This window comes from Microcoleus sp. D3_18a_C4, assembly GCF_036702415.1.
In the GTDB taxonomy this organism is placed as follows: Bacteria; Cyanobacteriota; Cyanobacteriia; order Cyanobacteriales; family Microcoleaceae; genus Microcoleus.
Map to the genome: position 1 here is coordinate 21,859 of NZ_JAUBTI010000040.1, position 22,405 is coordinate 44,263.

Annotated in this window: 17 protein-coding genes, 1 pseudogene and 1 riboswitch; of the genes and pseudogenes, 10 read left to right on the forward strand and 8 right to left on the reverse strand. The window is 44.6% G+C overall.

Annotated features, from left to right (window positions below):
• Positions 1-430 precede the first annotated feature (430 nt).
• Complete coding sequence (locus tag QUB16_RS18225; RefSeq protein WP_333318166.1) at positions 431-1,300, forward strand: DUF2382 domain-containing protein; 870 nt, start codon at positions 431-433, stop codon at positions 1,298-1,300.
• 222 nt (positions 1,301-1,522) lie between these two features.
• Positions 1,523-2,416 carry a DUF2382 domain-containing protein gene (locus tag QUB16_RS18230; protein ID WP_333318168.1) on the forward strand — a complete coding sequence of 298 codons (894 nt, stop codon included), beginning with the start codon at positions 1,523-1,525 and terminating at the stop codon, positions 2,414-2,416.
• A 26-nt stretch (positions 2,417-2,442) separates the two neighbouring features.
• Here QUB16_RS18230 and QUB16_RS18235 read toward each other — a convergent pair whose 3' ends face one another.
• Positions 2,443-2,688, reverse strand: coding sequence for a hypothetical protein (locus QUB16_RS18235; protein WP_333318170.1), 246 nt, complete (start codon positions 2,686-2,688; stop codon positions 2,443-2,445).
• 18 nt (positions 2,689-2,706) lie between these two features.
• Between QUB16_RS18235 and QUB16_RS18240 the strand changes: the two genes are divergently transcribed.
• Positions 2,707-3,192 carry a glutathione peroxidase gene (locus QUB16_RS18240; RefSeq protein ID WP_333161383.1) on the forward strand — a complete coding sequence of 162 codons (486 nt, stop codon included), beginning with the start codon at positions 2,707-2,709 and terminating at the stop codon, positions 3,190-3,192.
• A 693-nt stretch (positions 3,193-3,885) separates the two neighbouring features.
• Positions 3,886-4,347 carry a VOC family protein gene (locus QUB16_RS18245; protein WP_333318172.1) on the forward strand — a complete coding sequence of 154 codons (462 nt, stop codon included), beginning with the start codon at positions 3,886-3,888 and terminating at the stop codon, positions 4,345-4,347.
• Positions 4,348-4,578: 231 nt separating this feature from the next.
• Here QUB16_RS18245 and QUB16_RS18250 read toward each other — a convergent pair whose 3' ends face one another.
• The 5 genes and pseudogenes from QUB16_RS18250 to QUB16_RS18270 all read right to left on the reverse strand — a co-directional run bounded on the left by QUB16_RS18250 (position 4,579) and on the right by QUB16_RS18270 (position 12,035).
• Positions 4,579-7,164, reverse strand: a complete 2,586-nt coding sequence (locus QUB16_RS18250; protein ID WP_333318173.1) for a PAS domain S-box protein — start codon at positions 7,162-7,164, stop codon at positions 4,579-4,581.
• A 129-nt stretch (positions 7,165-7,293) separates the two neighbouring features.
• A complete protein-coding gene (locus QUB16_RS18255) occupies positions 7,294-7,605 on the reverse strand; it encodes a hypothetical protein (protein WP_333318174.1) in 312 nt (103 codons plus the stop codon).
• A 507-nt stretch (positions 7,606-8,112) separates the two neighbouring features.
• On the reverse strand, positions 8,113-10,251 hold the full coding sequence (locus tag QUB16_RS18260) for an ATP-binding protein (RefSeq protein WP_333318175.1): 2,139 nt from the start codon (positions 10,249-10,251) through the stop codon (positions 8,113-8,115).
• A 147-nt stretch (positions 10,252-10,398) separates the two neighbouring features.
• Entirely contained in the window at positions 10,399-10,743 is a 345-nt protein-coding gene (locus QUB16_RS18265) for a slr1659 superfamily regulator (RefSeq protein WP_333143483.1), read from the reverse strand.
• A gap of 22 nt (positions 10,744-10,765) precedes the next feature.
• A pseudogene (locus tag QUB16_RS18270) lies at positions 10,766-12,035 on the reverse strand (RNA-guided endonuclease InsQ/TnpB family protein).
• Positions 12,036-12,587: 552 nt separating this feature from the next.
• Between QUB16_RS18270 and cynS the strand changes: the two are divergent.
• The 3 genes from cynS (at position 12,588) to QUB16_RS18285 (ending at position 15,537) form a co-directional block, all read left to right on the forward strand.
• Positions 12,588-13,031, forward strand: coding sequence for a cyanase (gene cynS / locus QUB16_RS18275; protein WP_333221371.1), 444 nt, complete (start codon positions 12,588-12,590; stop codon positions 13,029-13,031).
• Positions 13,032-13,390: 359 nt separating this feature from the next.
• Complete coding sequence (clpX, locus tag QUB16_RS18280; RefSeq protein WP_333318176.1) at positions 13,391-14,773, forward strand: ATP-dependent protease ATP-binding subunit ClpX; 1,383 nt, start codon at positions 13,391-13,393, stop codon at positions 14,771-14,773.
• A gap of 179 nt (positions 14,774-14,952) precedes the next feature.
• Positions 14,953-15,537, forward strand: a complete 585-nt coding sequence (locus QUB16_RS18285; protein ID WP_333318177.1) for a type IV pilin-like G/H family protein — start codon at positions 14,953-14,955, stop codon at positions 15,535-15,537.
• Here QUB16_RS18285 and QUB16_RS18290 read toward each other — a convergent pair.
• Positions 15,529-16,872, reverse strand: a complete 1,344-nt coding sequence (locus QUB16_RS18290) for a serine/threonine-protein kinase (protein WP_333318178.1) — start codon at positions 16,870-16,872, stop codon at positions 15,529-15,531. The two genes, QUB16_RS18285 and QUB16_RS18290, sit on opposite strands and share 9 nt — an antisense overlap.
• A 135-nt stretch (positions 16,873-17,007) precedes the next feature.
• Positions 17,008-18,921, reverse strand: a complete 1,914-nt coding sequence (locus QUB16_RS18295; protein WP_333318180.1) for a serine/threonine-protein kinase — start codon at positions 18,919-18,921, stop codon at positions 17,008-17,010.
• A gap of 91 nt (positions 18,922-19,012) precedes the next feature.
• A riboswitch (cobalamin riboswitch) is annotated at positions 19,013-19,159 on the forward strand.
• 22 nt (positions 19,160-19,181) lie between these two features.
• On the opposite strand from QUB16_RS18295, the gene QUB16_RS18300 reads away from it, so the two are divergent.
• The 3 genes from QUB16_RS18300 (at position 19,182) to QUB16_RS18310 (ending at position 22,118) form a co-directional block, all read left to right on the forward strand.
• On the forward strand, positions 19,182-19,592 hold the full coding sequence (locus tag QUB16_RS18300) for a DUF1636 domain-containing protein (RefSeq protein ID WP_333318182.1): 411 nt from the start codon (positions 19,182-19,184) through the stop codon (positions 19,590-19,592).
• A gap of 281 nt (positions 19,593-19,873) precedes the next feature.
• On the forward strand, positions 19,874-20,908 hold the full coding sequence (gene cobW / locus QUB16_RS18305) for a cobalamin biosynthesis protein CobW (RefSeq protein WP_333318184.1): 1,035 nt from the start codon (positions 19,874-19,876) through the stop codon (positions 20,906-20,908).
• Positions 20,909-21,146: 238 nt separating this feature from the next.
• Positions 21,147-22,118, forward strand: coding sequence for a GTP-binding protein (locus tag QUB16_RS18310; protein WP_333318186.1), 972 nt, complete (start codon positions 21,147-21,149; stop codon positions 22,116-22,118).
• The last annotated feature ends 287 nt before the right edge of the window (positions 22,119-22,405 follow it).

A 22,405-nucleotide genomic window follows, 5' to 3' on the forward strand; every position in this document is an offset into this window, starting at 1 on the left:
GGTAGGCACGGGGGCGCTACCCCTACAAAACCATGATTTCCGTGAGAATAAAACAGCCCTGCCCTCTCCTACAAGATGAGGGGCTTTGAGATTTGTGTACTACTATGTAATGTTGATTTGTCACTACCTAGTTAACAATTATTAACAGTAGGCACACCGCAACAGAAAAGGAGTATCCAGCAGGGGGAGTAGGACACGGCATTGCTGTGTCCCTACGGTTGGCTTTGAGTTTTAATACTTGTTATAAGATGGACGCTTGTAGAGTTTTACAATCTTTTAAATAGCTGAGCGCGCTAGCACAGAAGAAGAGATGCCGTAGTATTCCTATAGTATTAAACGCCCTAAATTCTACACTTCAGACTTTAGGGAGAGGGAAGTCAACGAATTAATTTCTACTATTAATTTAAGTAGAGCAAAGAGGAAAAAACACATGGCCCTTCAAAAATTAGCAGACTTTTATCCGAATTATCAGGAAGAAATCTTTGCGGGAGACGACATCAAGGGATTTGATGTTTATGCCGGCGACTCTGATGAAAAAGTAGGCACCGTTTATGACGCTTTGGTTGATGACACCGGTCGTTTCCGCTATCTGGTAATTGACACCGGTATTTGGATTTTTGGCAAAAAAGTATTGTTGCCAATCGGCTCGGCTCGCTTCGACTACGGAGCCCGTCGCGTCCACGCCACAGGTCTTCGCAACAAAGCTCAAGCAGAACAATTGCCGGCTTACAATGAATTAGAAGCAGTAGATTACGATCGCGAAGAACAGGTAAGAGGCGTCTACCGCAATCAAGGAACTGCCGCTGCCAGCACTGCAACTCCTGCAACTCCTGCTAGCTACGATCGCAGCAACTACAGCTACGATATCGATCGCCCCCTCTACGAAACCAACGAACAGCAGCACCAAAATCTCAAGCTTTATGAAGAACGCTTGATTGCTAACAAACACCGCGCAAAAACAGGCGAAGTAGCAGTTGGCAAGCGCGTGGAAACTGAAACAGCGCGAGCTTCAGTACCCATTGAAAAAGAACGAGTCGTAATCGATCGAGTAACCCCGGTAGAAGCGGGTAGAGTAGTTTCAGTCGGTGAGGCTGACTTCCAATCAGGGGAAGTTGCACGCATGGAAGTCTACGAAGAAACGGCCGACATTCACAAGGAAGCTTTCGTCCGCGAAGAAGTCAACGTCAGAAAAGAAGTGGTTCGCACCACCGTTGAGGGCGAAGAAACCTTGCGTCGTGAAGAATTAGAGGTTAAGACCGATGGAACTGCGGTTGTAGATAATAAAAATCCAAAGATCTAAACCAACCGCAACAGGTATGGCATAGGAATTGCGCCTTAATGACATAATTCTGTCACCGCGCAGGTTTGATTGAATTGGTGGCGATCGCACAATTCCTATGTGAGGGGCGGGGGGGGGTACAAAACTTGTCTAGTTTTGGCAAGGTTTATACACTTTCCCCGCCTTTACCAATTTCCCCTTACCAATTCATAATAAAAATCCCTAAGCAGGAAAGTTTAAAAAATGAACGGTCAAGCATCAGCAGAAAAGATAGCAACTGCCAAATCAATAACCCGTCTCAACCGGGTGCCTGAAAAAGTCAGAACTAAGCTAAAAAGTTTTACCGTCAAAGACAACCAAGGTCACTTAGTAGGCAAAGTTAAAGATGTCTATTTTGATGCTAACGGTCAGTTAAACTTTGTGGTAGCCGGGCTAGGCAGCGACAATCCCCGCATTTTTTTATTAAGTGTTAAGCTGCTCAAAAAAGTCGATTATCACCAAAAAGCGCTGTTTGTAAGTATTAATTCTGAACACCTCGATCTGCTGCCGGTAGTTTCGGCAAATGGCGGGTCTCCGTATTTAGAAAATGCCTCCGAATCGGATAGTGAATTTAGCAACAGTGAGTTAACAAATCCCTCAACAGTTATGTCAAATCTAACAGATGCCGATCGCACAGATGCAAATGGGGAGACTGATCGGGATGAGGAAAACTTCGATATTGTCGATCAAGAAGTAATTCGCCTGTTAGAAGAACGATTGGTGATCAATCGCAGCAAGCGCAAAGTCGGCGAAGTCATAGTGCGTAAAGAAATTGAAACTCGGATGGTACAAGTACCCATCCAGTGGGAAAAGCTGATTGTCGAACAAGTCGGCGACGATCCGAAGGTGTTGGCAGAAATAGATTTAGGCCAGGGAAACATCACCGGTATAGATTTGACGGAAATTAAGAGCGATCGCCAAGAACCGACAGTTAAGGCTGAATTTACCTCTGTGCAGAAAGCTAGCAAAATCTTAAATTCGATCGCCTCTCAACCCCGTCACGGTTGCGTGAAAGTCCGCCTCGAACTCGTTCTCGAAGACAAGCAACTTGAGGATACTTACCAAAAATGGATGACGGAACACAACTCAGAGAGTTAAAATATTCGTCCTTTTCCGTGTAGATTTTAGCGATTAGCGACAAACTTAAATCTAAGAGCGGACTGTGGCGAGTCCTGCTGGGGAGAAAGTTCACCGCCATCTACTAAGATCGGGTTCGGTAAATTAACCGTAATTTTGGTAGGGGCGGGTTCACCCATATCTATAATATCAGCCCGATATCCGTAAACCCGCCCCGACCGGGAGATGGAAATTTTTAGCGATCGACCTCTAGACAAAATTGTACCGACTTGCGGTAAAATTGTGGTGGTCAAATTTAAAAGTATTTGAAAATGCCCAGCACAATCTCCGACATTAAAGTAAAAACGATCGCAGGCGAAGACAAGCAGCTAGGAGAGTACGCTGGCCAGGTACTCTTGATAGTTAATGTAGCTTCCAAATGTGGCTATACACCTCAATACAAAGGACTCGAAGAATTAAGCCAGAAGTACAGCGCGGCTGGACTCCGTGTTTTAGGATTTCCCTGCAACGACTTCGGAGGTCAAGAACCCGGAAGTAATCCAGAAATCGTCAATTTCTGTACTACAAAATACGGCGTCACATTTGAATTATTTGACAAAGTACGCGCTAAAGGCACTCAGCAGCACCCGCTGTACGCTAAGCTGACGAGTGCAGTCGAGCCCAAGGGTGAGGTTTCCTGGAATTTTGAGAAATTCTTAGTTAGCAAACAAGGTGAAGTGGTTGCTAGATTCCGCAGCAGTGTTGGCCCCGATTCGCCCGAACTAATCGCTGCTATCGATCGAGAATTGGCAAAATAAGAAGTTCGGCAACTAAGCAGTTTACAGAATTTAACGGATTTAACGGATGGATGTTTAAGGAAGAGGGAAGAAATTAATAGGCTTTTTTTATAATAAGTGGAAAGCTATTTTTTTTCTGCTCTTCCCCATTGTTTGCAAGCACTCAACCCTGAACGAATACCGATGATTGTATTTAATTGGAGAACGGTTTAATTTAATGGAAAATACATCGGGATTAGATTTAGTTGTAGGTGTACTTGCCTTCGCAATTCTGGCAGGTGGTCTGGCCATGCTATTTGTAGGCATGGCATCGTTTCCTAAAGAAAAATAATACTAATCGATATGATGTGCGATCGATTGACCGCGATTCCTGCAGTAGGTTGGGTTGAACGAAGTGAAAACCCAACACCTATTGATGTTGGGTTTTCACTTTGTTTAACCCAACCTACGTATATTATAGTAATCGACCGGACATGATATTACGCACGATTGTTGAGAAACCGGGTTTTTTTACGATAAAACCCGTTGTAGACCGCAGATTCGGTAAAAAACCCGGTTTGTAGACCCCGATGCGTAAGTCCTGAATACTTGATATTATGTGCGATCGCACGACGCTAATAAAAGTTTTCACGACCAACTTAAAATGCTTATTTTACAGGGCACCATCTGAATAAATCAAACTGCTTTCAATTTGAAGATTCGCAATTGACAATCATGCAAACTACCGAAAACAACGTCAAAATTGCCCTCGCGCCTGGGAATTTGCGCCGCGTTCACCATATCGCTTTAAACGTGCGCGACATGGAAGCTTCCCGCCACTTCTACGGTACAATTCTCGGCCTGCACGAACTAACAGGTGCAGAAATTCCCGCAACTTTAACAAAAATGGTAGCCGCTGGTAAAGTCGCTAATTTCGTTACCCCAGACGGTACTGTTATTGACTTATTTTGGCAGCCAGACTTAGAACCGCCAAACCCAGACCCGGAGAAAGCTTTTACCCGCGCCAACCACTTAGCCTTCGATATCGAGCCGGATTTGTTCGATCGCGCTCTGGAAGTGCTAAAGTCAAATCAAATTGCGATCGATAGCGGCCCCGTCACTCGCCCTACAGGACGTGGCATTTACTTTTACGATCCTGATGGATTTATCATCGAAATCCGCTGTGATGCAGTTTAAACAGTCGCTATCGGGTTCTGGGTAGTCCGCGTGCACCCTACATTTACTCTTTGGATTGCGGCGATCCGTAAACCTCCTATAGCAATCCTAAATCATTTGTAAAAATATGTAGGGGTAGTGCTACCCCTACTCCCCGTGCCTACCCCAGTCAAGGCGGGGCAACCGGGCGTGGGTTTTGCCCCTACAAGAATTACACGAATCATTTAGGAGTGCTATACCTTGAGAGTTGTTTTATTTTCCGTCTTGGCTAATAGGTTGCTTCGGCCAAGTAAACCGAAAAGTTGCTCCCTCACCTTCAGCAGATTCTAGGGAAATACTGCCCCCTTGACCTTCGACAATTTTCTTCACCAGCGACAAACCAATCCCAGTATTTTCAACTTTATCGCGAGCTTCCAAGGTCTGAAAAATTACAAAAACTTTATCGTGATATTGAGGAGCAATCCCCGGCCCGTCATCCTCTACAGAAAACTCGTAAAAATCATCTAACTCTTTAACCGAGATTTTTACCTGACCAGATTCAGCTCGGTTGTGCTTAATTGCGTTGCTAATTAAATTAGAAAAAACCTGCTGCAACAGCAATCTTTCTGTCACAAAAGTTGGCATTCCCGGTTCAACTTTCACCTCAAATCCCGACGGCGGCGCCAAAGAATCAATAATTTCGGCTAATAAATTCTCAACTTTTACCCTTTCTAAAGCTACTTTAATGCGTCCGACACGGGAATATTGCAGCAGTCCTTCAATCAAAGCTTCCATTCTGTGAACTCTGCCGCGCAGCAGGTTCATTTGGTGCAGAGTATCCTCTGTCATTGACTCGCTGAGGTCTTCTTCTATCCAACTGCTGAGATTGGCGATCGCCCTCAGCGGCGCTTTCAAATCGTGAGAAACTACATAAGCAAACTGGTCTAATTCTTGATTCCGCTTTCTTAAAACATTGGTCGTTTGAGCCAGATTTTGGGCTGTTAACCTCAATTCTTGAGCGCGCAACCGCAGCGATTCCTCAGCTTGTTTGCGATCCCTAATATCTTCTACCACACTCATCAGAAATTGAGTGCCATTTTGTTCTCGCAGGAGCGAAACCGTCAAGTTGGCCCACACCAACTCTCCGTCTTTGCGGATGTAGCGCTTTTCCAGAGAGAAATTTTCAATTTCTGCTGCTAACAATTGGCGCAACAGTTCGAGTTCGCTTGCCAAATCTCCAGGCCAAGTAATATCCTGAAATCTTTTCTCCACCAATTCTTGCCGGCTGTAGCCCAAAATTTCGCAAAGTTTTTGATTGACTAACAGAAATTTGCCTTCGACAGTCGCTTGAACCATGCCGACTGCCGCCTGCTCAAAAGTAGCGCGAAACCGCTGAGCGCTTTGGGCTAAAGCAATTTCTGAGCGTTTGCGATCGCTAATATCGTTGCTAATTTCCAAAATAGCCACCGGTTGATCTTGATCGTCGTACTGCAAAGTCCACCGGCTTGCGACTGTTATTTTTGTGCCGTCTTTCTTGGTTCGCACCAGTTCTCCTTGCCAAGAGCCCTTCTCGAAAAATACTTTTTGAATTACCTCAAACGGTTGGGCCCATTCTGTTTGTAAAAGCTTGTGAATATTTTTTCCCATTGCTTGCGACTTCCGCCACCCGTAGAGCCACTTCGCCCCCAAATTCCAATAAGAAATTGCCCCATTCAAGTCTAGTACCGCGATCGTATCATTTGCCAAATCCAGCATTTGCGCTTGCTTTCGCAGAGTTTCCTCGGCTTGTTTTCGTCCTCTGGAATCGCGGCAAATCGCAATAAACAAGTGTTGATTGGCCAGACGCATTTCGCTGACAGACAACTCCATCGGAAACTTCGTTCCGTCGTGTCGAATTCCAACTGTTTCTTGCTGGTAAGTCTTCAGCGTAGTATCTGGATGCAACACAAAATATTCGATCGAATAATCCCCCACGCTGTTGTGCGGTAGCGGTTGAGCTATCAGCCGCCGCAGGTTAGAGCCAATTATTCGATCGGCTTTCTCGCCAAAAATCTTTTCTGCTGCCCTATTAAAAGACTCAATATTTCCCTGTGCGTCCAAAGTAATAATACCGTCAGCCGCATTGTCTACCACAGCTTGAATGCGACTTTTACTTTCTTCCAAGCCAGCTTCCCGCTTCATCAATTCCTTCTCTAAACTATCAAATAAATACCAGGAAGCCCCTGCACCCAAACAGCCGGAAAGTAAACCCGCAACTTGCACAAAATTAATGAAATCTACCAACTCCCCTAGTTGCCGATCTACACTTTTCTGGTAGGCTTCGCCGGCCTCAGAAAAAGCATTAATTTGTGTACGCAGCTTATCCATGTTCAATTTGCCTTGAGCAAACACCTGAATTCTTTCCGCTGACTGCATCCTTCTTGCCGAACTGTCGAGCTTATTCAAAATGTTTTGCAAGAAATTTATTTGCTGTTCGGTACTTTTTTTAATTTCTTCAAATCGCTGAGGTTGCAGTTTTCTTTCTTGAACCAATACCTTGAGTTTAGCCAGCAGCGGAGGCAAACTCTTCTTTGCTTCTAAGTAGGGTAATAGAAATTCGCGGCGCTGCGTCAACCCATAACCCCTAATGCTCGTTTCCGCATCTACCACCAGGCCGATCAACCGGTTAGTTTCCTGAAGTATTGCCTTATTAGTATCTGCTCGCTTTCTTATCTTTATGGCACTATCCCGGAGGCCGGCAATTGCTAGCAGCGAAGCAAACAGAAAAATCATGGGAATAGCAATGATGACTGTTCCCCGCTGGCGAATTGGTCGGTCTGTCCATACAAAGTGGAGGCAGCGATCGAGCAAATACTTCACGAATATTGAATGAGAAACTTTGCTGCCAGTATATCGCTTTTTGGCAGTTTAGGCTATGGATAAGTTTGTTTTTTTATTGGGCCATCGTGGGGGACTAACCGTGGAAACTAGATTAGACCCCTGCGATAGCTACCTGCTGACACTAACAGCAGATTTTTTGGCACGGTGTTTAAACTGAGGCAAGGAGAAAGAAAGGACTTTTTTCGACACCGAGACAGCAGGCGAAGCAGAAAGGATCGTTTCTGCTTTACCTTCGTTTTCGGCTTCGGCTTCTGCTTTTAAACTAGAGTCTGTTTCGCAAGGGTTCTGAACAGTTGTAACTACAGTAGTCCACCTGCCTGTAGCCGGATCGCGATAACAAGTAAAAGGATTTATTTTTAGCGGTTGACTGCAAGGTTTAATCATGTAGATGCACTCCTTTGATTCTGATAAATTGTGCATTGCTTTCAGCAGCAGTGCTATCTCGCCAGTAGAAGCAGTATGAAGGCAAAAAGCAGAATTGTGTTTCTGCGTCCAGAGACTTTTGAAACTTCCTGATTTCCTGTTAAATTTGGCCTTCTACTGCTTCGCGACCATAGCATTACTTTTACCAAATTGCCTTTCTGGAAGCAACCCCCCACCCCCTTAATTAGGTTGAGGTGGGATTTGTAAATGCAGCGAGACGCCCGATCGTGCCTGCAGGACAATTTTGGGATAATATAGGTATTCTAGGCTGAAAACAAATGCTAGTGTGTGATCGACAACAGAGGTCGATCGCGATCGGTGTCACAATTAAAAAGGGAATGGGTAATTGGTAATGGGTAATTGGTAATGGATAATTGGTAATGGGGAAATTATTCCATCTTTTGCGAGCCGTTAAATCCGTTAAATCCGGTACACAATTCCTGGAAACACCCCCACCCGTTAAATCCCTTAAATCCCCTACATTGCTAGTTGCCCAACTTGCTTCTAACTAATATCAACTTCTGCCTTTAAATGAACAGTAAAAGTAGAGCCACCACCCAACTCACTCTCAACAGTGATATCGCCGCCCATCATCTGGCAAAACAAGCGGCTAATGGCCAATCCTAAACCGGTGCCGCCGTACTTGCGAGTAGTCGAAGCGTCCCCTTGAATAAAAGGTTGAAACAAACCCTGCTGCTGTTCGGCCGACATTCCAATCCCCGTATCAGATACCTGCAAATAAACCCAATCGCTGTCACCTGCTGGTTCGCGAGTCGCGCTCAACAGCACCGTTCCACCTTCGGTAAACTTCAGGGCATTCGAGAGCAAATTGAACAGAATTTGCCGGACTTTAGTCAAATCTGCATACATCACTCCCAAAGTCTCAGAGCAAGAAACTTGCAATTGATTGTGATTTTTTTCGACCAAAGGGTGCAAAGTTGCAACGACTTCTTCTATTAAATTACAGAGGTCAAATTTTTCTAAATAAAGCTCCATCCGACCGGCTTCTATCTTAGAAAGGTCGAGAATATCGTTAATTAAAGTCAGCAAGTGTTTGCCGGCGCTATAAATTTTTTGGGTATCGGGAATGATCTCTTCGAGTCCCGATTCCCGTGCTTCTTCTTGTAGCATTTCGCTGTAACCGATAATCGCGTTGAGCGGTGTCCGCAGCTCGTGGCTCATATTGGCTAAAAAAGTGCTTTTAGCTCTCGAAGCTGCTTCAGCTTTGTGTAAGGCTTCTTGCAAGGCTATTTCGGCTCTTTTGCGCTCGGCAATTTCGATGCGGAGCAGTTTATTGGCGGTGGTGAGTTGAGTGGTACGCTGATCGACGGTCATTTCTAGCTGCGCTTTGGCTTTGGAGAGTGCTTCCTGAGCCCGCTGGCGCTCAAATCCTTCGATCGCCAGCGCTACCAAATTTGCCAAAGAATCGGCGAAGGTGCGCTCCTCTAGAGCCCACTGGCGGGGCGCGCCGATATGTTCGAGAGAGAGGATGCCCACGATCTGCCCGCCGAGCCTAATTGCTACATTTAATATGGATGAATTGGGCTTGCTGGCATTTGGCAGCACAGCGGAATGTTCGGCTAGCGAAGATGCGTGGGACAAATTTGTTTGTAGAGATTTTTGAGTCTTTGTCGTAGGTTCTAAACCATTCTCCGATCGCACATTTTCGCCCGGTGCGTCGCCCTCAACATCTAAAAGGGATAAATTTAAATCGCTGGGCGATATGGACTCCCGGCTCAAATGATTCTCCTGGGTGCGATCGTACAAGTCGAGACAAACTAATTTGAGGTTGGGCATTTTAAACTTAGAATGATTCACCCCCTCCTGTTGCTCTGAGGCCGCGGCCTCTGTATCGAGTGGCTCTGTTTTGTTGTGGGCGAGCACTCTCTCCGTAAAATTTAGCTGGGGTTCGTTCGGGTAGCGAGTTCCAAATCTTCCGTGGTTGTAAAGCCAGACGCTGACTTTTTCCACATCCAAAGTGCGGGCTGCAGCCTCGGTAATTTCGCGAATTCCCACATTCAGCGCACCGCTGTTGAGAGTCCTCTGTCTACCTAGCTGCAACAAAGCCAAACTCTGGCGGCGGAGCCGCTTTTCGCTCTCTTGGAGGGTTTGTTCTGCTTCCTTGCGCTGGGTGAGGTCGTACAAGGCGCACAATGCTGTCGGCTCGCCGTTAAACACCAGCGACTGAACCGAGATCATCGCCCAGAAAGCGGTGCCGTCTGATTTTTTGCAGTGGATTTCGTAGTTTTGGAGGTATCCGTCCTTAGCAAGTGCCTCAAGTACCTTTGGGCGATCGGCGGGGTTGAAGTAAAAGTCGGGAGTGCTGCAGCCGATCAATTTTTCTAGGGGTATGTTCAGCAGAGAAGCCAATTGAGCGTTCGCATACAGAATTAAGCCGTCACAGAGGCGAGAAACTAATATGGGCACGGGAGTTGCCGAGGCGATCGCCCGAAACTGCTCTTCGCTTGAACGCAGCGCCAACTGAGCTTTGCTCAGCAAGTGAGCTTCCATCGTATCTGAATGTTCGGTGGTAGTCTCCAGCAAAAGTTCTAGGTCAACCTTTTCGCGCTTCAAGTTTTCAAGTTCCGCACTCAGCCGCTGAACGTCGAAAAGTAGCTGTTCTGTCGATGGTTCTTCCTGCATAGCAATTGAAAATTGGTAATTTTTAGTCGGTTCTGAAGTTTTTTATGGTTTTGTGCTAGTTTAACTATGACTTATTCCGATTAACTTCAGCCACCCTGATCCTGGTTCGCGGACTTAGCCGGGGATTCATCTTTACCTTTTTCGATACTATTCCAATTCTAAGTGCAAGGAAGGCATCAGCCGCTGCAAGTTTTTCAGGGATTTTATCTGCCAGGGGATCTGTTTAGAACCTTTGATGGCCATTTGAATATTTTTTTGCTGGCGCACTTTGATCACAAATTTTGAGACAATATTAATTCCAGAACTATTTAAAAATTCTAGCTTTCGCAGGTCTAGAGTCACCGTGTTTGGGCAGGAGTCAGCCACTTCGTTGAGCAGATCGACGATCGGTGCGTATTCTTCCACCTGGCTGAGTCGGAACGAGCCGCTACAGGTGACTGTTTGCGTAGCGCGATCGTACTGGATCGTGTAATCTTTGGTCTGAATCTCCATAGCTGGTATAAAGTATAGTCATTTATTGCATGACATGGGAGGCGTTAAGTCCCTCCCCCTTCCCTTTCACTTTGAGCGGATCGACCCGCCTCGGCTGAACTACGCAGCTCCCTATCCCATCGCACAAGGCATTTGGGATTGCTTTTCTGAGGATATTGTACGAAGCATTCACATCGGAATTAATTAGCTGACCCGTCGATGTTTTGTACAAACCCCGCTTAATCCGCTTACCAGTAAACACAGGCTCTTTTTCTGTTGTTCCATAAACAGGAATTGGGTCTAAACCTAAAAAACTGGATCGGGATGTGTAGGATTCTTCCTGCACAATTACTGTGATTCCCGCCAACCGAGCTTTGTACTCCAACATTTCAATTAATCGAGAGTGAGGAATACTAACAAAGTTTTGATTGGTTTGCTTCCCTAACTCGATTTCTGTTTTCCACTGCGCGTTCTTACCAATTACTAGCGTCCCAATCTGCTTGGTGAGCAAAAGGTTAATAATTAGACGGCTAGCATGATGTAAGTAATTATCAACTTTTTGATGGCGACAGCGAGTTAAGCGCTGAATGCGGGGCGAAGTTTTGCGATTCCCTTTTAACTGGGATTGCAATCGTGCTTTCCGCTTATTGTAGAACTGGTTAATCGATTTCAATGGTCGCCCGTTAATCAACAAAGGGATAAATCCCGGTTGATTTGAAGTTAACGCCACTAAATTATCCAGTCCCAAATCAATACTAGCTACAGAGTTGGCATTGCCAAGGGTGGACTCCGGTTCATCATAAATTACCTCAATTACATAGGAATCACATTTCGGAACCAGCCTAACTTGACAAATCTGGTTGGGATTGAGTTTGGTTTTGATTAAAAGTTCAGTACCAGAAAGTTTAATAATTCCTTTCTTCAACTGTTTACTACTAATCGCTTGAATCGTGTAGACGAGAAGGTTTCGCCCTTTGGTTTTGTCTTTGTACTTTGGCAATTTTGGGCGACCCGTGAATTTTGAAGAATCAGCCTTGTAAGCTTTAACTGCTTTAAAAAACGATTTCCAATTCTTGTCTAACACCATCAAGATTTGCTGACTAACTTTTGCAGGCAAAGCCTTGTAGGCTTCATGAGACTTCATCAATCGATTCATTTCGTTATAACTGACATAACCCCATCCATAAATAAAGCTCTGACGAATGACGTAATTGGCGGCATTGTAGAGGTTTTTCGACTTGAAAGCTAGTTCGTCTATTTGGGCGAAACGGTGTGACGTTGATTTAATGATGTGCCTCTGGAGTTAGCTGCATTTGAGACTTCCGTTCTTTGGGCTGTGCGTATTTCTTGTTCAACACTCATAGCGATATGATACCATTATTGTTGATAATTGCTTATAAACTCTACGAAGTTTTACAATACTTTTGTCAGTTGCCGGTTTTGAGTGGTAAAGGGGCTTTGGCTGCGTGAGCGAGGATTGATCTTCAGGCTAGCACGATCAAAATTCACCCGTTTGCCGAATGCCGAAGGCCTTGGCGCGTGTAACTTTTATTACATATACTGCCAACTGTAGCATTGCCCCTGGGCAGTTAGGAGTTATTTTAGGATTTAGCGGTTGTGATACGAGTTGGCAAAAATAATGCAACTGTTGACTAGCTCCCAACCCTGGTAGTCATAAGTCATTGCCAATCTAACATCTCAAATCTCAAATCTCAAATTGTATGAGTTGTGGGGGTTGACGAGACCAACTTGGGCTGAAGTTCCGACCTATCAATTCGATTTTTTTCTCGATTTGGTATTGACAAAATCACCAAAATGTGAGACATATTTCACATCTGACACTGAAGTGAAGGGGAGAATATTTAATGGCAATTTCAGGAATTACAGAAAAGCTTTTGGCGGCTAAAAAAGCTAAGGGAATTAGTTTTGCAGATTTGGAAAAAGTTTTGGGGCGCGACGAAGTTTGGATTGCTGCGGTTATTTACCGTCAAGCTACCGCATCAGAAGATGAAGCCGAGAAAATTGTCTCGGCTTTGGGACTAGATAGCGAGACGGGTGCGGTTCTGTGTGAACCTCCGTTAAAAGGTTCTTTGGAGGCCTCGGTTCCGGTTGACCCCCTGATTTATCGTTTCTATGAAATTATGCAGGTTTACGGGATGCCACTCAAAGCAGTGATTCACGAAAAATTTGGTGACGGGATTATGAGCGCGATCGACTTTACTTTGGATGTCGAGAAAGAAGCAGACCCAAAAGGCGATCGAGTGAAAATAATTATGTCGGGAAAATTTTTGGAATACAAAAAATGGTAAGCCCGTGCGGCTTTATTTTCAAGTGAAAATGAAAAATTCAAATTTGCTCGCAGGACTCATGACTAATGACTAAAGCCTCAAAAGTGTTAACTTAGAAACAGAGATCGCGAAGCTTGACTCCGCCAAAAAACGGAGACAAGCCCCCGACTTAAGTCGTGCAGAGCCCCAAATTTTAGACCCTAGTTCAGCTCCAAAATTCCTCTGTGGAGTAAATCTAAAATCTAAAATCTAAAATCTAAAATCGACTGACTGGCTTGGGTGTCCGATCGGGAAACCCTTCTAGGGCAAAGCTAAGGTCGCTCCCGCGGCAACTTCCCCAGTCGAAACAAGCAACCGCAACCGTAAATTAAGAGGCAAATATGTCAAAATATGACTCCCATCTCAGATGCTCCTTTTGCGGCAAGTCGCAAGAGTACGTCCGCAAGTTAATAGCTGGGCCCGGCGTATACATTTGCGATGAATGCGTGGAACTGTGCAATGAAATTTTAGAGGAGGAGTTCTTTGACTCCAGTAAAACAATTGGTCAACAGATTCCCCAATCAGAGGTGCGTGAGTCTCAGGGACAAGGAACCCGGCGCCCAGGGCGATCGAACAAATCGAAAATTGTTTTAGCTCAAATTCCGAAACCCACAGAGATTAAGCAGCATTTAGACAACCACGTCATCGGCCAGCATTCAGCAAAAAAAGTCCTTTCTGTAGCAGTTTACAACCACTACAAGCGCTTGAGCGTTGACCCAGCTAAAGATAGCGACAAGTCTTCCCCTGACAGCGATGTAGAACTGCAAAAATCCAACATCCTGCTAGTCGGGCCCACAGGTTGTGGCAAAACTTTGTTAGCGCAAAGTTTGGCGCAAATGCTCGAAGTTCCGTTTGCGGTAGCGGATGCGACGACACTGACAGAAGCTGGATATGTCGGCGACGATGTAGAAAATATCTTGCTGCGGCTGCTGCAAATGTCCGATTTTGATGTTGAAGCGGCGCAGCGGGGCATTATTTATATTGATGAAATTGACAAGATTGCTCGCAAAAGCGAAAACACTTCGATCACTAGGGATGTATCGGGAGAAGGAGTGCAGCAAGCGCTGCTAAAAATGTTGGAAGGAACAGTGGTTAACGTGCCCCCCCAAGGCGGCCGCAAACATCCTTACCAAGATTTTATTCAAGTTGACACTAGCAAAATTCTATTTATTTGTGGCGGTGCTTTTGTCGGTTTGGAAAAAATAGTTGAACAGCGTTTGGGTAAAAAATCCTTGGGCTTTATTCAGCCAACAGAAAGCGACAGCAACTCAACTTTGCCGGCGAAAGACAAGCGGGCCGCTGATATTTTGCAGCAGGTACAGCCGGACGATTTAGTCAAGTTTGGTTTGATTCCTGAGTTTGTGGGGCGGATACCGGTGGTGACGGTGATTTCGCCGCTGGATGAGGCAGCTTTGATGCAGATATTGACCGAGCCCCGGAATGCGCTGGTGAAGCAGTATCAAAAGCTGTTGAAGATGGACAGCGTGGAGTTGGAATTCCAGCCGGAAGCGCTACGGGCGATCGCCCAGGAGGCCTATCGTCGCAAAACCGGCGCCAGAGCTCTCCGCAGCATTTTAGAAGAGTTAATGCTGGATGTGATGTACGAGTTGCCTTCTCGCAAGGATGTGGCTAACTGTATGATTACTCCTGAAATGGTCGAGAAGCGATCGACTGCTGAATTGCTGTGGCATCCCGCATGGCACAAACAGCACGAAACTGCATAATTTGTACTCTGTAGGGTGCTTGTGGCGCACCCTACAAATTTGCTACCTTTAATTCCCTTGGCGAACCCGCCTCTACAAGCCGAACACTACAAACTTTTTCAAGGTCGATCGAGCGAATGCAATCTTAAGGTAAGACCTTAAGGAGTAAACTTATAACTGTAAAAATAACTGTCGAAAAAATGCCAAGAAATGCAGCTAAAGCAAGTAAACAACCCAGAGTTAAAATACCAAGTTTCTTAGACGGAATTCCCGGAGTGTCAATGGCAATTCAGTGCGGTTTGCTAGCCAGCCTAATGTTGTGTTGGTACGATTTCAAATACAACACGATAGTATACTTCATTCCGCGATCGGCCATAGCAGAAAAAGAAATTTTACTCATCAATCAAAGGCAGCAAGCTTACTATGCAGAAAATAATCAATTTAGTTCTTCCCTAAAAGGATTAGGTCTAGGAAGTGAAAAAGAAACCTACGATCATTATTATAAATACAGAACTCGGTTATCAATGGGTCCGGTTCAAACTTTACACAATCAAAGCGAAGCAGCACCATTTGAAATGACACTCGCATTCGCCCAACCTCGCTCTCGTAGCAACAAGAGGTGGTATACGGGTGCAGTAGTTGCTTTCAAAAAAAATGGTAGCAATCTACTAACAACTATGGCAGCAGTTTGTGAGAGCGATGCCCCTCCTAAAACAATCAGGAGTGGGCCAACTTTTGACGGCAAAGAAATTCACTGCCCCTCCGGGACAACTATGTTAAGGTAAGACTTTGAAACTATTTTGCGCCACTCTTCGATTGTTTAAGTAAAATTCAAAGTACCAATTGCCAGGTTGGTCATCTTTTTGAAAATTGTACCAGCACCAAGTATTTAATCTACCTCCTGTCGTTTTTAAATTCGATGCACCCCGCTGTACTAATTTTCCTTGAGGATTAAACACCTCACAATCTCCTCTATATTCTCCCTCTGGCAAGCTCGCAGCACTTACGGTCAAATAGACTTTCTTTTGTTGTTTCAAAGACCAGACATCTGTAGTTTTTGTAGCTTCTAGCTCGTCAGTCAACCTCGCTTGAGTTAAAGCTTTTAAATTTAGTTTGTTAGTTATTAGTGGGGAGTCAACTACTGCTTGAGGTTGGGGATAATTTAGTAACAACGGTCTAAAAATAGCAGCGACGACGGGACTAAGCATAGCAGCAATTGGAGCAATTACTGTTAACAATACCGTTACTGTTGATAATCCGACTAATATCAGCGCAAGTTTTGAGTTGTGGCGCTGCTGGACTACTTCGAGGGGAATCAAAGCATTGAGGGCCGCATCTGCCGAAGGATAGCGGTGTTTGAAATTAGGTTCCACCATTTTTTGCAGCCAGTCAATAAATTCTGGAGTTAACTGCTGCAAGCGATTTTTAAAATTAATCTGCCTTTTAAAATTAATCCGTCCCGTCTCGTCCATCAAGCTGCCAATTTCGAGAGAACTTATCCTGATTAGCAAGCAAATTAGCGTCGCGCCGAGACTGTATAAATCCGATGCCACAGTTAGCTGGCGGTTAAACATTTGTTCTGGTGGCATAAAGCCCAAGGTGCCTTTGACAACGCTGCTAGCAGCCACTTCTCCCCCCCCGATTCTAGCAAATCCGAAATCGACAAGGCTGACATTCAGGCGATCGTCCACTAAGATATTCTCCGGTTTTAAATCTCGGTGAATTAATGGCGGAACGCGGTTTTGCAAGTATTTAAGAATTTCTAAAACCGAGATAGCAATTTGCTTGATTTGCTGTGGCGTTAGCTTGCGAAGAGTTGCGAGGGAATTGGCATTTTTGTATTCCTGTACCATGCAGAAACCCGATGCTGTTTGGAAGGAATCTAAATACCGAGGAATGCTGGGGTGATCCAGTTCTCGCAAAATCTGAATTTCTTTTTCGTAAGCTTGATACTCCGACCAATTAGCGCCTGTTTTGGCAAATTGAAATTGTTTGATAGCTACGGCACGTTGGGTATTAATTTCGGTAGCGAGATAGGTAACTCTACCGCCGGCGCGATTGTGTCCGAGTTCGCGAGTTATTTGATAGCCGTAGTTAGAAAAGTCAGGAAAAGCATTCATAGTTAAATAGTTGACAGTTGACAGTTGACAGTTGTAATTGGGAATTGGGAATTATCTCAATCGTACAATCTCCCAATCTGCGGATCGTACAATCTCAAATCTAATGACTGCTGACTAATGACTAAGGAATGATGACTACGGTCTAATTAAATTTTGTTCTGATTTGCGATAGTTGGAAATAATTCTTTTTGGGTTAAAAACGAGCGTGTCAACTAACGCAATTGCAATCACGACTAGAGGGAGCAGTGTCACTCCTACTGTGGCTATTATTTCGATTGGTTCAACCCATTCCAACTGATTACCCAATTTAAAAAACAATCGAAAAGTTGCTCCCAAGAGCGTACAAAATGCGACAGTAAGAAAGGATATTTTAGTAGCATCTGCTTTAAAAATTTTTCTACTTGCTTGCTCGGCAACTAGATTGTTAACGCTGGTATCTATCATCATTAAAAAAATTAAATATCTCGCTAACACCACCATTACTACGATTCCCCCACATGAAGAAATTGTAGCGGAAATTATATTAATTATTAGATCAATTATTATAGGTAGTTCTTTAATCCCCGCGCTTAAAAAAAACATCAGGGTAAAAATAATGATAACTACACTTGAACCGAGAATCACTTTCAATATTTGCTTAAAAAGTTGCCTAAAATCTAACCATTTAACATTAATATCTTTGAGTTTGTTTGGATTTACTGTCATGACTGTAATGGTATTTTCAGCGGAATTAAATCCAAACAATACGACCAATGGTACCCACCACGAAAAAGTATGGAGCAAAACGTTGTTGGAGTTGATGAGGTTAGTTAATAGCTCCGAAATCATAAAACCTGCTAAGGTAAAACAACACATAAAAGCCAGCCTGCGCGCCGACAAAGAAGTATTTTTTTTCGGTACGTGCAAGGCAGATGTGGTGACTTGCAATTCTATTGTATGAGTTTCCGGCTCGGAATTGGCGTGTAAGATGATTTGGCGGTTGTAAGTTTGACTTGCCAGCAATTTTTGAGTATCAACTCGAATTTGGCATTCAATATTATTGCTTTCAAATGACTGCGGTTCAAAGGAAATCCAAGAATGGTCGTAAGGCGTGTGTGGCGGGTCATTCGGATGTGGCGCGACTTCCCATCTGCCGCCAAGCATTGTATCGGGAATTGGGTTGCTAATGGCGATATTTTGCGCTAAAATTTCTCCGTATCCTGTAGCGGTAAGTTCCAGCCGATTGAGAGCGAGCCTAACTTTTGGCAATTGTTTAACATCCAAAGATTCTAGGGCAGCTAAAGCATCAGCCGCTGACTGATATCTATCTTGAATTCTCGGCGCTACCATTTTCTCCAACCAATTCATCCAACCTTGTTGCAACGGCGGTACTAAATGCCGAAAATGAATGCCATAATTAGCATCAATCAAATTGCCAACCTCGGCAGATTTTGTACCAGTTAACAAGCAAATTAGGGTGATTCCCAAACCGTAAAGATCCGAGGCTTTAGTTAATTCTCGGTTGAACATTTGCTCCGGCGGCATGAATCCCATCGTACCTTTGACAACGCTGCTGGCTGCAATATAGCCGCCTCCAATTCGTGCAAAGCCGAAGTCTACTAAGTAAACATTTAATTGGTTGTCAATTAATAAGTTTTCTGGTTTGATATCGCGGTGAATTACAGGCAGTTTCTGAGATTGCAGGTAAGCTAAAATTTCTAAAGTGGCGATCGCAATTTTTTTGATATCTGGCAGCGAAAAAGTGCGATCGCACGCCGATTGGGCATTGATATATTCCTGAACAATGCAAAAACCGCTATCTGTTTGAAAATCGTCAAGATAGCGTGGAATTCCGGGGTGATCGAGCTTTTTCAGCACTTGGGTTTCCTGTTGGCTAGCGGAGTATTTCGCCCAGCTAGACCCTTGCGCGAATTGAAATTGCTTAATAACAACTGATTTATTGGTGTTAGTTTCTGTAGCTAGATACGTGACGCGGCCGCCCAGACTGTTGTATCCGAGTTCGCGAGTGACTTGATAGCCATGTGTGGAGAAGTCGGGAAAAGTTGTCATAGGTAGTTCTTCTGGTTTAATTTATCTGGGAATATATTAAAAATTGCTATTACCAAGATAACTTTTTTCAAAAAAGGCGTCAACTGTGATAAGATTTGATTTCGCGATCGGTTCTAGCGGGGAGCAGCCGTTAGAGGAAACGGGGAAAGTTCGGTGCAAGTCCGGCGCTGTCCCGCAACTGTAATGAAACCCTTGTGGTTTCTCAAGTCAGAATGCCCGCCGATATCTAACTCACTTTTGAACGCATCTGCGAGGTACGGATGATGGATGGAATTAATGCGGCTGTACGCACAAAGCACAGTCTATTTGTTTGCACTGCTTGCGCTAGTGTTTGGAAAAACGGCAAGCGAGAAGGTAAAAGCGGCGGTCAACAATTCATGGAAAATTTGTCGCAACTCGCTAAAGATTGGGAGTTTTATGATAAGTTTGAGATTCAAGAGGTTGAGTGCATGAGTGCTTGCAGTCACTCTTGTGCGGTGTCTTTTGCTGCTGTAGGAAAGTACACTTATCTGTTTGGCGATTTACCTGCAAATGAGTCGGAAAGCGTCGAGGCTGTACTCGAATGCGCGGGTCAATACTATGCTAAACCAGACGGTTTGTTGCCTTGGTCTGAGCGTCCTCAAGCTCTGAAAAAAGGCGTTTTAGCAAAGATTCCACCGCTGGGAAATTAGAGCCTTTCTCGTTACCATGCTCTGCCCATTGGTGACAACTTAACGTCAAACCGGCCCTCCGACCCTCCGGCAGCAGTCCGGCAGGGGTTGAAACCCCTGCCTCAAAGCTAAAGTCCTCGCTATGAGGACTGAAGAACTCATTAGTCCTCTTCAGAGGACTTTAGCTATAAGCCAGGGAATTCATTCCCTGGCGGACGGTCGGCTTAAGTTTTCATCAATGGGCAGAGCTTGGGAACGAGAGAACGAGAGATTCCCCTTCACCAACAACAACAAAATTATCAATGCACAAAATTCCTGTTACTGTCATCACTGGTTTTCTCGGTAGCGGCAAAACTACCTTAATTCGCCACTTATTGCAAAATAATCAAGGTCGCCGCATTGCTGTTCTGGTTAACGAATTTGGCGAAATCGGAATTGATGGAGAACTGCTGCGCGATTGCCAAGTTTGCGACGAAGAAGAAACTGTCAGCAGCAATATTGTTGAACTGACAAATGGTTGTCTTTGCTGCACTGTTCAAGAGGAATTCTTGCCGACTATGCAGGAATTGTTGAAGCGCCGAGAACAAATTGATTGTATCTTAATTGAGACTTCGGGCCTCGCACTTCCTAAACCTTTGATTCAAGCTTTTCGCTGGCCGGAAATTCGCACGGGTGCTACTGTAGACGGTGTTGTTGCTGTTGTCGATTGCGAAGCTATTGCTAGCGGTTCTTTTGTCGGTGATATCGATGCTTTGATGGCACAGCGACAAGCTGATTCTAGTTTAGATCACGAAACTCCGATCGAGGAATTGTTTGAAGACCAGTTAGCCTGTGCCGATATGGTACTTTTAACGAAGGTCGATCGCGTAGATGCTGAAACTCACAAGAAAGTCCAAAGCTGGTTGCAGCAAGAGTTACGTCCGAGTGTGAAAATTGTGCCGTGCAAAGGTGGCGAAATTAACCCCGATGTGCTAATGGGATTTAATGCGGCGGTTGAGGATGATTTGGAGTCTCGTCCGAGTCACCACGACACTGAGGAGGAACACGAGCACGATGATGATATTAACTCGACTTACTTTATTGCCGATCGCGAGTTTGAACCTGAAGCTTTGGTGAAAAAACTGCAATCCTTGATGCAGCAGGAGGAAATCTATCGGATTAAAGGGTTTGTGGCGGTTCCCAAGAAACCGATGAGGATGGTGTTGCAAGGTGTCGGCGAGCGCATAGAATATTTTTACGATCGTCCTTGGCAACCTTCGGAACTCCGCCAAACCAAATTAGTGCTGATTGGTCGAGAGTTAGAGCGCGATCGAATTGCAGCTATGATTAACAATTAATTGTCATCAGTCATTAGCCACACACGCTGACCTCAGAAACCGGGTTTCTTCCTATATTTCTCGTTCTCCCAAAACTCGTAGAAACCCGGTTTCTAGCCCTATGGGTAAGCTCTGAACCAAAGACTGCGTATTCCTGTAGTTAAAAACTCTTAACATTTTTTAATAAACTTGCTACTACCAGCAAGTCTGGTGTAAAATAGCGATAATGGTTATCATTGTACAATAATCGAGGTAAAGTATGGTGACTGCTGGGGCGATCGAATCAGTTCCTGTTACCGTTCTCACGGGCTATTTAGGTGCAGGCAAAACTACGCTGCTCAACCGAATTTTAACACAGGAACACGGCAAAAAAGTTGCAGTCATCGTCAACGAGTTCGGCGAAGTAGGCATCGACAACCAACTGATAATTGATGCCGATGAAGAAATTTTCGAGATGAACAACGGCTGCATTTGCTGTACAGTCCGAGGTGATTTAATTCGGATTATCGGTAACTTAATGAAGCGGCGAGACAAATTCGACCACATAGTCATCGAAACCACAGGTTTAGCCGACCCTGCACCCGTAATTCAAACATTTTTTGTAGACGAAGATATGCGGGACAAATTACTGTTAGACGCAGTTGTCACGGTAGTCGATGCCAAGCACATCGGGCAGCACTGGGACGCAGACGAAGCTCAAGAACAAATTGCATTTGCTGATGTAGTTTTGCTCAACAAAACTGATTTAGTGACTGACGAAGAATTGGCTGAATTAGAAAAGCGAATTCGCGCCATGAATGCAATGGCAAAAATTCACCGTACTCACAATGCTGAATTACAAATGGATGCTTTGTTGGGCGTTAAAGCATTTGATTTGAACCGGGCATTAGAAATCGAACCAGACTTTTTGGGCGAACACACTCACGAACACGATGAAACAGTAACTTCCGTAGCAATAGTCGAATCCGGTGCTATTGATGGCAACAAATTTAGCGATTGGATTGAGGAGTTGTTGCGAACTCAAGGCCCGAATATCTTTCGGACAAAGGGCATTTTGAATGTCGCCGGAGACAACAAGCGATTTGTTTTCCAAGGAGTACACATGGTGTTCGATGGCCGGGCGGATAGACCTTGGAAAGCTACCGAAACTCCGAAAAATGAACTCGTATTCATCGGTCGCAACTTAAACGAAAATCAATTGCGAGAGGATTTTCGTAGATGTCTGGTTTAACTGACATATTGAAGCATTTTTAATAAGCCTTTTAGCAACAGGCAAGATGCCTGTTCCACAAGAAGACAATTCATCTCTTGTGGAAGGGAACAGGCAAGATGCCTGTTCCACAAGATGAAAATTCATCTTTTGTGGCACGGGCATCTTGCCCGTGGAAGGGAACAGGCAAGATGCCTGTTCCACAAGATGAAAATTCATCTCTTGTGGAATGGAACAGGCAAGATGCCTGTTCCACAAGATGAAAATTCATCTCTTGTGGAATGGAACAGGCAAGATGCCTGTTCCAC

Excerpts from the sequence above, each read along its gene's own strand:
- QUB16_RS18240 (WP_333161383.1), top strand. The coding sequence starts at position 2,707 with ATGCCCAGCACAATCTCCGACATTAAAGTAAAAACGATCGCAGGCGAA.
- cobW (WP_333318184.1), top strand. The coding sequence starts at position 19,874 with ATGCACAAAATTCCTGTTACTGTCATCACTGGTTTTCTCGGTAGCGGC.
- QUB16_RS18300 (WP_333318182.1), top strand. The coding sequence starts at position 19,182 with ATGATGGATGGAATTAATGCGGCTGTACGCACAAAGCACAGTCTATTT.
- QUB16_RS18245 (WP_333318172.1), top strand. The coding sequence starts at position 3,886 with ATGCAAACTACCGAAAACAACGTCAAAATTGCCCTCGCGCCTGGGAAT.
- QUB16_RS18255 (WP_333318174.1), bottom strand. The coding sequence starts at position 7,605 with ATGCACAATTTATCAGAATCAAAGGAGTGCATCTACATGATTAAACCT.
- QUB16_RS18295 (WP_333318180.1), bottom strand. The coding sequence starts at position 18,921 with ATGACAACTTTTCCCGACTTCTCCACACATGGCTATCAAGTCACTCGC.
- QUB16_RS18285 (WP_333318177.1), top strand. The coding sequence starts at position 14,953 with ATGCCAAGAAATGCAGCTAAAGCAAGTAAACAACCCAGAGTTAAAATA.
- QUB16_RS18230 (WP_333318168.1), top strand. The coding sequence starts at position 1,523 with ATGAACGGTCAAGCATCAGCAGAAAAGATAGCAACTGCCAAATCAATA.
- QUB16_RS18310 (WP_333318186.1), top strand. The coding sequence starts at position 21,147 with ATGGTGACTGCTGGGGCGATCGAATCAGTTCCTGTTACCGTTCTCACG.
- QUB16_RS18290 (WP_333318178.1), bottom strand. The coding sequence starts at position 16,872 with ATGAATGCTTTTCCTGACTTTTCTAACTACGGCTATCAAATAACTCGC.
- cynS (WP_333221371.1), top strand. The coding sequence starts at position 12,588 with ATGGCAATTTCAGGAATTACAGAAAAGCTTTTGGCGGCTAAAAAAGCT.
- QUB16_RS18225 (WP_333318166.1), top strand. The coding sequence starts at position 431 with ATGGCCCTTCAAAAATTAGCAGACTTTTATCCGAATTATCAGGAAGAA.
- clpX (WP_333318176.1), top strand. The coding sequence starts at position 13,391 with ATGTCAAAATATGACTCCCATCTCAGATGCTCCTTTTGCGGCAAGTCG.
- QUB16_RS18260 (WP_333318175.1), bottom strand. The coding sequence starts at position 10,251 with ATGCAGGAAGAACCATCGACAGAACAGCTACTTTTCGACGTTCAGCGG.
- QUB16_RS18265 (WP_333143483.1), bottom strand. The coding sequence starts at position 10,743 with ATGGAGATTCAGACCAAAGATTACACGATCCAGTACGATCGCGCTACG.